General features: G+C 62.0%; 12 protein-coding genes. 3 read left to right on the top strand and 9 right to left on the bottom strand.

Annotation, left to right across the window (positions count from 1 at the left end):
- The first annotated feature begins 160 nt into the window (after window positions 1–160).
- Both CQ020_RS08260 and CQ020_RS08255 read left to right on the top strand, forming a co-directional pair.
- Window positions 161–1,279 carry a PrpF domain-containing protein gene (locus CQ020_RS08260; RefSeq protein ID WP_105691405.1) on the top strand — a complete coding sequence of 373 codons (1,119 nt, stop codon included), beginning with the start codon at window positions 161–163 and terminating at the stop codon, window positions 1,277–1,279.
- Between the two features lie 12 nt (window positions 1,280–1,291).
- On the top strand, window positions 1,292–2,737 hold the full coding sequence (locus CQ020_RS08255; RefSeq protein ID WP_105691404.1) for an SLC13 family permease: 1,446 nt from the start codon (window positions 1,292–1,294) through the stop codon (window positions 2,735–2,737).
- Between the two features lie 209 nt (window positions 2,738–2,946).
- Here the strand turns inward: CQ020_RS08255 and CQ020_RS08250 are convergent, their stop codons facing one another.
- Window positions 2,947–3,828: a helix-turn-helix transcriptional regulator gene (locus CQ020_RS08250; protein ID WP_105691403.1), complete on the bottom strand. Its 882-nt coding sequence runs from the start codon at window positions 3,826–3,828 to the stop codon at window positions 2,947–2,949.
- 342 nt (window positions 3,829–4,170) lie between these two features.
- Here CQ020_RS08250 and CQ020_RS08240 point away from each other — a divergent pair, with 342 nt between their 5' ends.
- Window positions 4,171–5,055: an aldo/keto reductase gene (locus tag CQ020_RS08240; RefSeq protein ID WP_105691401.1), complete on the top strand. Its 885-nt coding sequence runs from the start codon at window positions 4,171–4,173 to the stop codon at window positions 5,053–5,055.
- 44 nt (window positions 5,056–5,099) lie between these two features.
- Here the strand turns inward: CQ020_RS08240 and CQ020_RS08235 are convergent, their stop codons facing one another.
- From CQ020_RS08235 to CQ020_RS08200, 8 genes are all read right to left on the bottom strand, one after another.
- Window positions 5,100–6,044 (bottom strand): carbohydrate kinase, encoded by a 945-nt coding sequence (locus tag CQ020_RS08235; protein ID WP_105691400.1) that lies wholly within the window; start codon window positions 6,042–6,044, stop codon window positions 5,100–5,102.
- A gap of 27 nt (window positions 6,045–6,071) precedes the next feature.
- Window positions 6,072–7,496, bottom strand: a complete 1,425-nt coding sequence (locus tag CQ020_RS08230) for a glycoside hydrolase family 32 protein (protein WP_105691491.1) — start codon at window positions 7,494–7,496, stop codon at window positions 6,072–6,074.
- A gap of 146 nt (window positions 7,497–7,642) precedes the next feature.
- Entirely contained in the window at window positions 7,643–9,193 is a 1,551-nt protein-coding gene (locus CQ020_RS08225; RefSeq protein ID WP_105691399.1) for a glycoside hydrolase family 32 protein, read from the bottom strand.
- Window positions 9,190–10,284 (bottom strand): ATP-binding cassette domain-containing protein, encoded by a 1,095-nt coding sequence (locus tag CQ020_RS08220; protein ID WP_105691398.1) that lies wholly within the window; start codon window positions 10,282–10,284, stop codon window positions 9,190–9,192. Before CQ020_RS08220 ends, CQ020_RS08225 begins: the two co-directional genes overlap by 4 nt.
- Window positions 10,281–11,243: an ABC transporter ATP-binding protein gene (locus CQ020_RS08215; protein ID WP_105691397.1), complete on the bottom strand. Its 963-nt coding sequence runs from the start codon at window positions 11,241–11,243 to the stop codon at window positions 10,281–10,283. Before CQ020_RS08215 ends, CQ020_RS08220 begins: the two co-directional genes overlap by 4 nt.
- The gene (locus CQ020_RS08210) at window positions 11,240–12,178 is read right to left on the bottom strand and encodes an ABC transporter permease (RefSeq protein ID WP_105691396.1); all 939 of its coding nucleotides are present in this window, start codon (window positions 12,176–12,178) and stop codon (window positions 11,240–11,242) included. The genes CQ020_RS08215 and CQ020_RS08210 overlap by 4 nt, the downstream gene beginning before the upstream one ends.
- 10 nt (window positions 12,179–12,188) lie before the next feature.
- Window positions 12,189–13,166: an ABC transporter permease gene (locus tag CQ020_RS08205; protein ID WP_105691395.1), complete on the bottom strand. Its 978-nt coding sequence runs from the start codon at window positions 13,164–13,166 to the stop codon at window positions 12,189–12,191.
- Between the two features lie 127 nt (window positions 13,167–13,293).
- Entirely contained in the window at window positions 13,294–14,967 is a 1,674-nt protein-coding gene (locus CQ020_RS08200) for an ABC transporter substrate-binding protein (RefSeq protein ID WP_105691394.1), read from the bottom strand.
- Window positions 14,968–14,985 lie beyond the last annotated feature (18 nt).

Here is a 14,985-nt window from a genome sequence, read left to right as displayed (position 1 = left end):
GCGAAAGCTGTTTCACGGCAGCTACTGACCATGTCCTCACAATGAATGAAGCAACACTACAGCACCCCTCATTTATCCAACATTGTCTTCATGTGTGATCCGGATCATCCTCGTAACAGGCAACAAATTTGCAGGATGCCACGAGAGGCAGGGAAGCACAATGAAGATCGAAGCTGAATGGATGCGCGGAGGCACCAGCAAGTGCTGGGTTTTTGAAACTGAAAACCTGGATCAGGCCAACGCCAACCTGGACGATCTCCTGCCACGTCTCTTCGGTAGCCCGGACACCCGGCAGATCGATGGCGTAGGCGGAGCTACTTCAACCACCAGTAAGGCCATGATCCTCAGCCGGCCAGCGGATCCGGAGGTGGATGTCGAATTCACTTTCGCCCAGGTGGGTATCGAGGAGGCCGCTGTTGATTGGGGTAGCAACTGCGGGAACTGCTCAGCAGTGGTGGGTCTCTACGCCATCGAGAAAGGCTGGGTAGTGCCCGACGGCGATTCCACCCGGATCGTCACCCGGAATACCAACACTGGACAGATCATCATTCAGAGGGTTTCAACTCCCTCCGGCGCCCTGCCGATCGTCCCTGACGCGCAGATGCCCGGCGTCGTCTTTCCGGGTTACCGGGTGGGCCTCGGCTTCCAAAATCCGGCCGGCAAGACCACCGGACATCTCCTTCCCACCGGCTCGGCAACTGACACGATCCTTGCTGGCGGTACCCGCTGGACGGTCTCCATGGTTGATGCTGGCGCACCAGTGGTCATGGTGCGGGCTGAAGAGCTAGGACTGGATATTGCCCGGTACGACACCTGGAAAGCCGGCGTGGAACTGCAACTGGACACCCTGGACCTGATACGTCGCCAGGCAGCGGTGCGGATGGGAATGGCAGCCACTCCCGCTCAAGCTGCGCGGGCTGTTCCCAAACTCGCCATCGTCGGCCCTCCCGAAGGTCCTGACGCCGAAGGTGACGTCAACATCATGATGCTCTCCATGGGCAAACCGCATCCTGCCCTGGCCATCACCGGCAGCGTCGCGTTGACGCTCGCTGCCCGCACACCCGGCACAGTGTTGAACACCATCACCGGAAACACCTCCGCAGCAGTCCTGAAGCTCAGGACTCCTGCCGGTGTCATCGAAACCTGGAGCGAGGAACAAGATGGGTCCCTTCTGGTGGGCGTCGATCGAACAGCGCGCACCATCGCCTCCAGCATCATTCACCTCCCGGAGACTCTCGGCAACGTCGTCGAAGCCTCACTAGCAACAGCCACTCGATGAGGAGAGAACACCATGGCTAAGACTATTTTCAAACCAGCTCCCGAGGCTGAGAGCGACATCCGGGAAGAACGTTCCCAGCGCCCGAACAACCGCCGCCGTATCCTGCTGATAACGGTTGCCGCTTCTGTCATCCTGGGTCTGGCTGCCATCCTGTTCGGGGGTGCCATCTTCAACCCGGCGGCCACCCCTGAATCGGAGCCGACCATGACCGCCATCCAGATCATCCCGCTGGTCATCCTCGTGGTGATGTTCGTCGTGGCCACCAAGTGGCCGTTGAACATCGGCGTCATGGGACTCGTGGCCTCGTTCGGTGTTGGTTACTTCATGCTCGGCATGACCGACAAGGAGATCCTGGCTGATTTCCCGGCAAACATCGTGATCACCATCATCGGTGTGACGTACTTCTTCAGCATGGCCCAGCGCAACGGGACCATCGACATCATCGTCCAAAACTGCGTCCGCCTTGTTCGTGGCAAGACGCTGCTTCTGCCATGGGTATTCTTCCTCCTGGCAGCATCACTCACCGCCCTGGGCACGTTCTCCCCCGCCGCCGTGGCACTGCTGGCACCGGCTGCGATCGGGCTTGCCTACGAATCACGCATCCACCCGGTTCTCATGGGCGCTTTCGTCATCAACGGAGCACACGCCGGGGGTTTCTCCCCGCTCTCCGTGGCCGGCGTCCTGGTGCATGACATTGCTGTAAAGAACGGCTTCCCGATCTCCCAAGGTGCGCTTTTTGGAGCGAGCTTCGCACTGAATCTCATCCTCTCAGTCCTCACCGTGGTGCTGTTCGCCATGCTGGGCAAACTTCGCGACGGCGCTGCGGGCCAGCACGCCGAACTCGAGGCCCGCGCCACCCGGCCACACGGCCAGCAGATCCTCACCTTGGGACTCATCGTGGCCATGCTTGTCTGCGCCCTGGGCTTCCACATGCCCATCGGCTTCGTCGCACTCTCGGCAGGACTCCTGCTGGCACTGGTCAACATCAAGGAGCACCAGACCTTCATCGGCGGCGTCTCCTGGTCCACCGTGCTGCTCGTCGCCGGCATGATCACCTACGTTTCCCTCCTGCAGCACGTCGGAGTCATCGACACCCTCGCCGAACAGGCCCTGGCACTCGGAGCCCCGCTCCTCATTGCACTGGTTCTCTGCTACGTCATCGGCGTCGGCTCAGCCTTTGCCTCATCCACCGCACTGCTGACGGCCTTCATCCCGTTGGCCGGTCCCTTGCTGGCAACCAGCTCACTGAGTGCATCGGGAACAGTTGCGGCCCTCGCCATCGCCGCCACGGTGGTTGACGTATCGCCGTTCTCCACCGATGGTGCCCTGGTGGTGGCCAACGCCCGCGAAAACGACCGTCAGCGCGTCTACAAGCAACTGATGATGTACGCCGGAGGAGTAGTCCTGGTGGCACCGGCACTGGCCTGGGCACTGCTTGTTCCTACAGGCATCATGTAGCTCCGAGGAGTAAACGGACACCGACGAACACGTTCGGTACGCGTAAGGAACCGCTCCAGCACACCATCGCAACAGGTAGCCCGACCGACGGGCGCAGGGGCGCGACCCATCGCAGCAAGGGCAGGACCACCCACCAGTGGTCCTGCCCTTGTTCACTGTCTCGCTGTTCACTGTGTCGCCTCGAATCGTGGGTGCTGACCTCGAAGGGGCTAGCTCCGCTCCCTCACAGCGGCGTCAACGGCATGGCGCTGGGTCGCTGCCCAGCTGGCGAGGACTTTCAGTGCGTCCTCGGAGGGTGTCCCTGGGTCTGCAGTGTAAATGTTGATCCGGAGCCCGGGGTCTGCGGCCAGTTCGAGCGCTTCGAAGCTCAGGTCGAGGTCCCCCACGATCGAATGGTGCAGGCGCTTGCGGCCGGTGCGGTGGTACTTCACGTCGTGGCGCGCCCACCGGCTACGGAATTCTTCGCTTCGGGTTGAGAGTTCACCTATTAGGTCTGTGAGGTCCTTGTCATAAGGGTTTTTCCCTGCCGTTGACCGAAGGACCGCGACCATGTCATCTGCGGCGCGTTCCCAATCGGCGAAGAACTCACGTGCTTTCGGGTTCAGGAAGGTAAACCGTGCACTGTTCGGCGGTGTGGTCTCTTCGGCCATCAATTCCAGATACAGCGCACGGCCAAGGTCATTGGCGGCCAGGACGTCCCCACGATCGTTACGGACCCAGGCAGGGGCGGCAGTGATGGCGTCGAGGACGCGTTGAACGCTCGGCCGTACCGTCTGGGGACTGCGCTTGCGCCGTACACGCGGAGCTGCAGTGGAGGCGCGGGCCAAATCGAAAAGGTGGGCCAATTCGGCGTCGTCAAGCTTTAAGGCGCGTCCGAGCGCTTCGAGGACGCTGTCCGAGGCGCCGGAAAGGTTTCCGCGTTCAAGGCGGATGTAGTAGTCGATGCTCATTCCGGCGAGCATCGCCACTTCCTCGCGGCGCAGGCCCTTGACGCGCCGGTTGCCGCCATAGGCGGGCAGTCCGGCCTCATCGGGGGTGATTCTGGCGCGCCGGGTAGTCAGGAACTTCCGCACATCCTCGCTGTGTGTCATGGCTTCCACGCTACGCCGATGCCTCAGACCGAGGGAGGGACTGGCATTACCCGGAACAAGAGTGACTCCCCATGAGCGGGACGGCCAGGACATGGCCTCTCAGGTCAGCACGGCCCTCACAACCGCATGCGTGCTACTGCTCCTCGCATTAATTGCCACCATCGCCCTGATACTCCCCGCGGAGCTCGCCGCACAAAGCAGGACACTCCGGACGGTGACGCCTTCACCAGAGGTCGAGCACGTCCGCTAAGCCACATCATGGGGGTACTGACATGCACTCCCACAAGGTCCACCACCGGTGTTCACTGGAAACTGAAACAGAACCTACAACAGAGGGATCACATGGACATCACGCTCAACAATGGAGTCACCATGCCAGCCCTAGGGCTCGGCGTCTTCCAAAGCGCACCTGAAGAAACGACGGCGGCTGTCGAGGTCGCGCTCAACACCGGCTACCGGCACATCGACACCGCAGCTGCCTATGGCAACGAGCGGGAAGTCGGGGACGGCATCCGCAATTCGGGCCTGAGCCGTTCGGATGTCTTCGTCGAGACCAAGGTCTGGGTCAGTGACTACGGTTACGACCAGACCCTGCACGCCTGGGACAAAGCGGCTGGCAAGCTCGGCGTGGAGTATCTGGACCTGTTCATCCTGCACCAGCCCGCTCCGGACCGGTTCGAAGAAACAATCTCCGCGTACAAGGCTCTCGAGACGCTACTCGCTGACGGTCGTGTCCGGGCGATCGGTGTCAGCAACTTCATGCCACATCACCTCAAGCAACTGCTCGATGCTACGGAGGTCATCCCCGCTATCAACCAGATTGAGCTCCACCCCTATTTCACCCAGCACGAGGTCCAGGCAGCCGATTCCGAGCACGGCATCCTCACCCAGGCGTGGTCGCCTATCGGGGGAATCACCTTCTACCCGGGCTGGGGCGGAAAGGACCGCCGGAACGTGATGCAGGACCCGGCTATTGCCGCCATCGCCCACGCCCGTGGCAAGACACCTGCCCAGGTGATGCTTCGCTGGCACCTGCAGCAGGGCCGCTCGGCCATTCCGAAGTCGACGAACCCGGACCGCATCGCCGAAAACTTCGATGTGTTCGACTTCGAACTTTCCGAAGCCGAACTCGCCGGCATCAACGCGCTCGACACCGGCGTGCGGAGTGGACCCGACCCGGACGAAGCCCGCGAAGAGCGCTTCGCCATGGTCATTCCAGAGGCCTGAACGAACTGAGGCAAGAACGGAAGAGAAGCAAACGCCGTTTTCTCTCACCCAACCCGCTGGCTTTCGAGTAGTCCGTTCAGCTCCTCAAGGTTGGGCGGATTTGCTCCCGGGCGCTGCACAGTGATGGCCGCGGCCGCCACCGCAGTGCGTCCAAGCTCCTCCAGAACACCGGGGGCGAACCCTTCCGTTTCGCGCTTGAGCAATCCCAGAATCAGGGCGGACATGAACGAGTCCCCGGCACCGATGGTATCTGCCACGCTGGTTTTCACGGCGGGAACGGTGACGTCCAAGCCCGGGGTGCTGAGGTAGGAACCTTCGGCGCCCTTGGTGATGACCGTCAGGCCAGTGCCCAGCCCCAGGATGTGAGCGGCTGTCTCAGGAATGCTCATCCCCGGATATAGCCACTGCGCATCCTCGTCGCTGAGCTTAACGACATCGGTGAAGGCCACCAGGTCCTCAAAGATCGCTTTCGCTTCCGCGTGGCTGCCAAGAAGGTCCGGGCGGATGTTCGGATCGTAGGTGATCACACAGTGCCCTTTGGCTTGTCCCAGCAGGGATTTCACCACACCGGCTCCCGGATCAAGGAAAGTGGCAATGGAGCCGGTGTGCAGGATCTTCGGGAAAAAGGCGGGGGCCTGAGGTGCCAGATCCCAGGAGATGTCGAAGTCGTAGTGGGCGGAGCCATCGGCCGTAACGGTTGCTGTGGCCGATGCGGTCCTGGCGAGAGACTGTGATCCCGGCAGGACCACAACTCCCGCGCCAGTGAGATGCTCTTCAATGCGCCTCCCCCAGGCGTCCGGGCCGATCGCGGTCAGGAGACCGGTGGTGACCCCCAGACGTGCGAGTCCGTAGGCGACATTGGCCGGCGAACCACCAGGGTGTTCCACCCTGCGGCTCCCGGTGGTCACCACGTCAATAAGTGCTTCACCGACCACCATCACATCAAGCTCCGGATGCGGTTGGTCTGGGACAGTGTTGAGGTAAACCATCAGAGGTCTCTCCTTCCGAGGGGCGGGCTAGGGCGTGACCTTGAGCTCACGGATGGTCAGGTTCTGGAACGTGGCCGCCCCTTCATGGGCGTAGAGGCGGATGCCGTCGTCGCCTTCAAGCGGGAACACCCGGTGCGAGTGCACCACACGCCCATCGCCAACGAACACCTCAACGCTGGTACGGTCCACCAGGATGCGTAGCGTGAGTCTCCCAATGGAGGGGTCCACAGGGGTTTGGGTTTCGCCAGCCGTGGGGTTGATGGTGGGGCGGCGGTTGACGTAGGTAAACGGGCCACGCAGGAAGGCACCCGCCGCAACATGCCGGCCTCCGCCCGGCGCACGGCATACCTCCAGTCCCAGATTGGCGGGCGGCGCCGCCGGGTCCCACACCAGCTCGCAGCTCAGATCGTAGGCGTTCGAACGGATCTTCAGGTCATGAGTGCCCGCAACCGCCACATCGCCCAGTCGATGTGTGCGCTTCACGTGGTCCGCCAACGCCGAAGTGGGCGCGGACGCGAGGTAATAGGCGCCGTTTCCGCGCTTGAGCCGGACATCGCGGACGATCATGTCATCGCCGTTATAGCCGTCAGTGGCAAGGGTCGGCGTGTTGTGGGGGTAGTCCCAGAAGTTTGCCCACCCGATCGTGCGTCGGAGGGTGGGGTCCTCCGCTCCCGATGCATCGTGATGCGGATACGTCACTGCGCCATAAAAATCGAAACCATAATCCAGCCATTCCGGCTCGCCATGGTCGGGGGTAAAGGAAATACCGTCAAAAGCTCCTGTCCAGTAGGCGTACGTCGCAGGAAGCCCACGGCCCTTGCCGTTGGCACTGGTGCCCAACACCCAATGGGAGGTGCCGTCGTCGGCCGTCATCCTAAAGAGGTCAGGACACTCCAGCAGTCCCAAGTTACTGCGAAGAAACTCGCCAACTCGGGTCCAGGAACGCAGGTCCGGAGAGGTGTAGAAGCCCAGCTTTTGTCCCTCTGCGTTGGCCATGAACCACCGGCCACGGTCCTCATCCCATATCACCTTGGGATCACGGAAATCGTTCACCCCTGGGTTGGGCAGTACGGGCGCCTGGCCACCGGGTTTGAAAGAGCGCCCCCTGTCCGTGGAGTACCAGAGGTACTGGGCCTGGCGGCCCTCCGGCGCCTGGGTGACCAGGGCTATGATCGCACCCGCCCCGTATCCCGCGGTATTGCCCTCATCAACCACCATGCACCCGGACCAACAATCACCGTTGCTGTTGCTGAACTTCGGTATCGCGACACCACGGTCCCGGAACGCGACGTGATCAGTAGTAGTGGCCCGGCGCCAAGACGTGCCCCCACCGCCACTGATGTAATCGGCGTTGTACAAGTAGTAGTAGTGATACTCCCCGTCCAGGTAGATGGGCCGTTGGGGATCGTTCTTCCAATTGTCAGGCACGCTGAAGTGATAGACCGGGCGCATCCGGGATGATCCTTTCGAGGCTGGGCCGCCCGCCGCCACGGCGGGCCCACCAGGGGTGGACAGCGCCAGGGACCCGCCCAGTGCCACCGCACCGGCACCGGTCAGAAGTCCACGGCGTGAAACTGAAGGTGATTTTTCCATGGGTTTCACTTCCCTTCCGGCAGGAGGCTACGGGTCTCTTCAAAGATCTCAGCCATGGTCCAGGCATCGAAGGAGAGGAGCCGCGCCGAACCCTCAGTTGCGGCCAGCGTCACGCGCTCGCCGCCCAGCGTCGGGTAAATACGGGCCGTGAGCGGCTTTCCGTTGGCGAAAATTTCGACGGCGGACCGGTCCACCAACACGCGAAGGCGAACACGACCATCCGTCATGGAAAGCGGGCCGGACTTGTCCTCCACATCCACGGCAGGGTTGAGACTGCTGCGGGTGCGGTCAAGGCGAAGGGTGCCGGTGGGGCTTCCGTCAGCAGCCCGGCTCAGCACGATCTCCGTTTGCTCAGCACCATCCGTGGACGCCAGCACTCCCAACCGAACCTCTGCTCCGGGAGCCAGCTGCACGTCCAAATCCAGGTCCAGCTGGTTGCCGGACACACCCTTTGTCACGGACGTTCCGGCTCCCACCAACACCTGGGCCGGCACGCTGATGTGATCGCTGCGCAGTTTCTCGATTTCGGGAACCGGTGAAAACGCCAAGGTTCCGTCCTTGGCCACGGTGGTGACGCGCGGCAGGCTCATGACACCTGACCAGCCGGCTTCCACCATTGCTGCGTCACTTCGCCCTTCCTGCATCCAGCCAAACATGACGCGTCGGCCGGACTCATCCTGGAAGGACTGCGGTGCGTAGAAGAAGCGGCCTCCGTAGTCCAGCCTGTGCAACGCGGCCGGCTCGAAGGTATCTCCGGCATAACGGCCGGTCCAGTACAGCGGGTGGCGGGTTTCGCCGTCGTCCCACGCGGAGAAAACCAGCACATCCGGCGAGTCGGCCGCAGGTGCGGACCCCAACGAACCTTGCCCTGCCCGGAACAGGTCAACGCATTCCCACATGGTGCCGGTCCAGTCAGTGTCCGCAGGATCACCCTGGGATGCATCGCCAATAAACAGTGGTCCGAGGTAGTCCCAGGATCTCAAGTCCGAAGACTCGTACAAGAACGCCGTTCCGCCGAGGTTCCGAATCCCTGAACCCACCAGTTGCCGCCACTTGCCACCTTCGCGCCACACGCAGTGATCGCGGTAGGCAGTAATTTCGACGCCAGCCGGCGGGGCGCCAATCACAGGATTTCCAGGATCCTTGGTCCAATTCAGCAGGTCCGGTGATCCTACGGCGACGCACGGCAGTTCCCTGTCCTCAAACCGTCCCGAATACACCAAGGTGGGTGTACCGTCGTCGTCCACCAACACCCCAGACCAGCAACCCTCGGCATCCGGTCCCGCCGAAGGCTCCAAAGCCACGGGCTGATCAGTCCAGGTAACCAGGTCCGTGCTGGTGGCATGGCCCCACTGGATGCGGTGATGGAAAGCACCCTCAGGGTTGTACTGGTAGAACAAGTGGTAGGTGCCGTTCCATTGGCTGACCCCGTTGGGATCGTTGAGCCAACCCGCCGGCGAGACGAAGTGGAATCGTGGACGAAGGGGGTCGGCCTCGGCGCGCGACAGCAACTCGTCCCGCGGAATGGTGGCGAGCGGGTGGGTAAGTTCAGTCATGCGGAAGCCTCTTCTTGAGCGTTCGACGACGGGTGGCTGGTTTGGATTGGTTCGCTGGCCAAGGCATGACTGCCGGCAGCAGCCCACGGCCGGTAGAGATGGCAGCGTACCCAGTGACGGTTTTCGGGGTCACCCACCTGATGGCGCACAGGTTCCTCGGACGAGCATGCTTGGTTCGGATCGCCGTGGAACGCGCAGTGCGTTGAGGCCATAACCGCTTGCCGCAATTCGGCCCTGCGGACCGGATCATATGAGCCTGCACGGGCAGGGTCCGGGACAGCTGAAACCAGCAGTTGCGTGTACGGGTGCGCCGGATTGGCCAGAAGGTCCAAGGACTCGCCCTCTTCAACCAATTCGCCGGAGAACATGACCGCGGTCCTGTCTGCCAAGTACCGTGCGGACGCGAGGTCGTGGGTGATGTAGAGCATGGAGATGCCCTGCTCGTCGCGGAGCTTGCGCATCAGGTTCAGCACACCGATCCGGACAGAAACGTCCAGCATGGATGTGGGCTCGTCAGCCAGGATGACCTGCGGTTCAACGGCAAGGGCCCGGGCGATCGCAACGCGTTGGCGCTGGCCGCCGGAGAGCTCGTGCGGATACGAGTTCAGCATGTCAGCCTGCAGGCCAACGGTGGTCATGAGCTCTTCGAGCCGCGTCTGGGTCTCTTGCTCAGTTCCGCCGCTCCTGCCGTGGATGGCCAACGAGCGCCGCAGGAAGTGATCCATCCTGTGGGCCGGGTTCAATGAACCGAAGGGATCCTGGAACACCATCTGCAGTTGGGCTCGGAACGCACGTGACGCTTGGAACCGGTCCCTCTTGAGGACGTCGACGCCGTCAATCAGGATCTCCCCCGAGCTCGGCTTTTCGAGCCGCGCCACACAGCGGGCCAGGGTGCTCTTGCCGGAACCGGACTCCCCCACGAGCGCCACAATTTCGCCCTTGGCGATGGTCAGATCGATCCCGTGCAGGGCACGGACAGAATCGCGGGAGAACAAACCGCCAATCGGGAAAGTCTTTCCCAAACCGCGGATCTCCAGGGCGGGGGTGCCGGTGTTGGACACGGCCGGTGGGGTCACCAGTGAGTGGCTCATCGTGCGGCTCCTTCCAGATTTACGGACTCAACAACCGAAGCGTCGGCACCGAACGGTGCCACAAAGTGGCCGGGTGCAGCCTCGGCGAGGTCCGGGATGTTGCGGAACTTCACGCCGTCGGGCAGGCCGGTCAGCGGAAGGCGGGGGCCGGTGAGCGGCGGGAACGCACCCATCAGCGCCTGGGTGTAGGGGTGGCGGGGGTTTGCGTATACGTCCTGGGCCTTCGCGGTCTCCACAATTCGCCCGCCATACATCACGGCCATGCGGTGCGAGAGTTCCACCATGAGGGACATGTCATGCGTGATGAACAGGACGGAGAAGCCAAGCTCGCGTTGAAGATCCTTGATCTGCGCCATGATTTCCTGCTGCACCACCACATCCAGTGCGGTGGTGGGCTCGTCCAGTATCAACAATGAAGGCTTGAGTGCTACCGCCATGGCAATCACAGCGCGTTGACGCATGCCGCCCGAGAGCTGGTGCGGATAGGACTTAAGCCGGGCGGGATCGATCCTCACCAGTTCCAGCAGTTCACCGGCACGCCGCATTGATTCCTTGCGGGAGTAACCGGCATGGGTGGTGAAGATATCCACAATCTGTTCGCCGATGGTCAGCACCGGGTTGAGCGAGTTCATGGCCGACTGGAAAACCATGGCCACGTCCTGCCAGCGGAAACGCCGCAGCTCCTCCGGGCTCAAGGCCAGGACGTCCTTTCCACCGAAGGAAATGCTGCCGCCGGCGATCTTCGCAGGATCCTTCAGGAGCCTCATGATCGAGTTGGCAATGGTGGACTTCCCGCAGCCGGACTCCCCCGCGAGACCGAACACCTCACCGGTGCCAATGCTGAAGGAAACGCGATCGACGGCGGTGGTGGAGCGGGTGTCGCCGATGTACTTGACCGTGAGGTCCTTGACGTCCAGGACAGGTTCGTGGGAGCCGAAGGAAACTTGGGAGATGGTCATTTGGCGGCGCTCCTTTCGACATTAGCGGGTGTTGTTTTGGGGGTCTTGATCTTTCGCAGCCGCGGGTTGGTGACTTCATCCACGGCGTAGTTGATCAGGGCCAGGGCGAAGGCCACCAGTGCGATGCAGACGCCGGAGGGTACGAAGACCCACCAACTGCCCGTCAGCAAGGCGCCTTCATTGCCGGCCCAGAAGAGGTTGTTGCCCCAGGAGACCGTGCTGACATCGCCCAGTCCGAGGAACTCCAGGCCAGCTTGTGCGCCGATTCCGTAAATCACGCAGGCCAGGAGGGTACCCATGACGATCGAGGCCATGTTGGGCAGGATCTCGCGGAACATGATCCGGCCGGCCCGTTCGCCGGACACCACGGCCGCAGCTACGAAGTCCTTGGATCGGATCGACAACGCCTGTGAACGCAGGACGCGCGCTGAGCCGGCCCATCCGGTCACCACCAGAACCAGGATGACGGTGCCCAGGCCCGGCGGAAGGAAGGCGGCCAGGATGACCAGCAGCGGCAGGCCGGGCAGGAGCAGGAAAACGTTGGTGACCAGGGACAGTGCTTCGTCAATGAACTTGCCGAAGTACGCCGAGGCCAGGCCCACCAGAATGCCGATGAAGGTGGATGCCAAGCCCACTGTCAGTCCCACGAACAGAGAACTACGTGAGCCGTGAACAGTCAGGGCGAGCACGTCCTGTCCTTTGGCGGTGGTGCCCAGCCAGTGCTCGGCCGAAGGTTCAAGGGAGGCCATGGCGGTAATCCTTGAGGGATCGCCCGGAAACAGCACCGGCGCCAGCAGGGCCAGTGCAATGAAGATGACCATCACGGCCATACCTGTCAGCGCTTTCTTGTTACTGATAAGGCCGTGGACGAAGCTGCGGTTGGGCTTGCGGACAGCCGGTGTTGGTGTTGGCTGCTTCAGAAGTGCGGTTGTCATGGTCAGTCCTCTAGTTGCTGCGCACGCGCGGGTCGAGGCGGACGTACAGGATGTCCACCAGGAAGTTGGCAAGCAGCACAGCGGCGGTGATGGTCAGGAACAAGCCCTGCATGAGCGGATAGTCGAGGCCTTGGACAGCGTTGAGGAGCTGGTAGCCGACGCCGGGATAGGCGAACACCACCTCCGTGAGCAGGGCGCCGCCCACCACGAACCCCAGTCCCATGCCAAAGCTCGTTACCGAGGGGAGCATGGCGTTGCGGGCTGCGTAGCGGAGCATGATGCGGCCCGGGCGGAGTCCCTTGGCTTCGGCCATGGTGATGTAGTCCTCGGAATTGGTGGCGATCATGGTGTTTCGCATGCCGAGCATCCAGCCGCCTATCGAGACCAGCACAATGGTCAACGCGGGCAGCACAAGGTGGGCACCGACGTCGCCGATGAACTCCCAGGTGAACGCCGGCTCCAAACCGTCGGTGAACGCATGCCGGATGGGGAACCATCCCAGCACCACGCCGAACAGGTACAGCGCACCCATCGCAAGCCAGAAGTACGGGAACGAGCCAATGAAAACCAGCACCGGTGGGAGCGCGGAGTCGATCGCACCGCCGCGGCGCCAAGCGGCCAGGATTCCCAGCAGGTTACCCACGACGGCGGCGATCACCAGTGCGGTTCCGCCCAGTAGGAGTGTCCATCCGATTTGGGACGAGATGACCTCAGTGACCGGGGTGGGGAAACGGGAGATGGAGACACCCATCTGCCCGGTGAAAATGTTCTGCATGTAGTTGATGTATTGCTCCCAAATGGGCCGATCATCAACACCCAGCAGCTTGCGCAGGGCCTCGATCTGTTCAGGTTGCATTCGGTCCTGGGAGCGGGCAAACATGCGGGACACTGGGTCGCCCGGCATGAATCGCGGGAGCAGGAAATTCAGGGTGATGGATGCCCAGAAGGCGATCAGGTAGAAACCCAGGCGGCGCAGGATGAAGCGCACGGTTTCCCTCCATTCGGGAATTGCGGAAATTGTGGGGCACGCCCGGCGGGTTGGCCGGGTCAGCGGCAGAGTGCCGCCGGGCGTGCGGTGGGGCCTGCCAGGGCCCTACTGCGGTGGTGGTTGGGGATTACTTGCGCGGTTCCAGCGTGGTCAGGATCAGCACTGTTGTAGGTGAGCGTACGGAGAGGGTGGCGTACGGGTTATCCTCGGTGGGCCAGCCAGTGAAGCGGGTGTCATTGAAGGCTCCCCATTCAGGGCCTGAGAACAGCGGCACCAGTGGTGCGACGTCGTTGTACTCTTCCTGGAGCTTGTTGGCGATGTCCTTCTGCTTGGACTCGTCAGCTGCCCCGGCGAAGTCGGCCAGCAGGGCATCGGCTTTCGTGTCGCCAAAGCGGTGGTAGTTGTCAAACGTCTTGGTCCCTACCGGCTTCACAGTGGCGGTGCCCATGGACGTGTTGAAGTACTTGTAAGGGCTGGGATCGTTGGCGCTCCAGACGATCCCGGAGTCGAAGTCGCCGGTCTCGTAGCCGGCAACAACTGCAGCCCAGTCTGGGGACTCCACCTTGGCCGTGACACCCACCTCGGCCAGGTTTTGCGCGATCACGTTGGCCACGGAAAGCCAATCGGAAGACGTTGCGCCCACAGAGATCTTGAACTCGAAGGGCTTCCCGTCCTTGAGCGTGCGCTTCCCGTCAGCTCCCTTGGGATAGCCCGCCTTGTCCAGAAGCTCGTTGGCTTTCTGCACGTCATGGTTGGTCCACGTGCAGTTGTCCTTGACCGCGGCGTTCTTCCAGGTCTCATAGTTGCCGGAGAGTCCTGTGCAGTCAGCCGGCTTGGCGTAGCCGCTCATACCGATTTTGGTGACCTGATCGCGGTCCACGGCCATGCTCAGTGCTTTGCGGACGTCAACATCATTGAACGGCGCTTTGGTGGTGTTCAGCTGCCAGTTGATCATGGCACCGGTGGCAGGGAACCAGAACTGACGGTGTTCCTTGTCCTTGGAAACGAACGTCTTCTCGATGTTGGGAATGTACTGCGGAGCCCAGTCCACGTCGCCGTTCGCGGCGGCGAGGTTGGCGCCGTCGTTTCCTGCGAAAGCGAGCATCTTGATGCCGGCAATTTTCTGCTTCTCAGGCTGCCAGTACTTGGGGTTCTTCTTCAGCACGAAGGATTGGGCCTGGAAAGTATCCACCTCGGTGTACGGTCCGGTACCCACCGGCTTGGCGTTCGCATCCTTTTCCGGATCCGGCAAAGCGGACCAGATGTGCTTGGGCAGGATGATGAGTTGGCCTACGTCGTAGAGCGCAGGTGACCACGGCTTGTTGAAGTTGAACGTGACTTTATTGCCCTCGGCCGCGACGGTATCCAGATACTCGAAGCCGCCCTTGATCTTCTTCTGCAGTTCAAAAGTGTAGGCAACATCGTCAGCTACGAGCGGCTGCCCGTCGGACCACTTCACGCCGTCGCGAAGGGTGAAGGTGATCGATTTGCCGTCCTCTGCCGCCTTCCACTCGGTGGCCAGCCACGGCACCGTGTCTCCCTTTGCCGGGTTGAAGATCAGGAGAGATTCGTAAATTGACTGCTGAACCATCGGGTTCACCGTGGGAGCGAACGGGTTGAAGTTCTGCACGAACGTGCCCATGTCCTCACGCGGAATAGTGAGGAACGCGCTGGCGTTGGCGCCGGCGTCGGAGGTGCTTGTCTTGTTGACATTTGCGGTGCAGCCGGTGAGCAGCATGGCGCCCACTGCTAGGCTTGCCGCCGTCATCCGGGCAGCCCGGAAGTATCGGGGTTGTGTCATGATGGTTATCTCTTTCCT

The organism is Arthrobacter sp. MYb23 (assembly GCF_002979775.1).
In the GTDB taxonomy this organism is placed as follows: Bacteria; Actinomycetota; Actinomycetes; order Actinomycetales; family Micrococcaceae; genus Arthrobacter.
The sequence above is the reverse complement of the archived record's forward strand: the minus strand, read 5'-3'. Positions and strand labels throughout refer to the sequence as shown.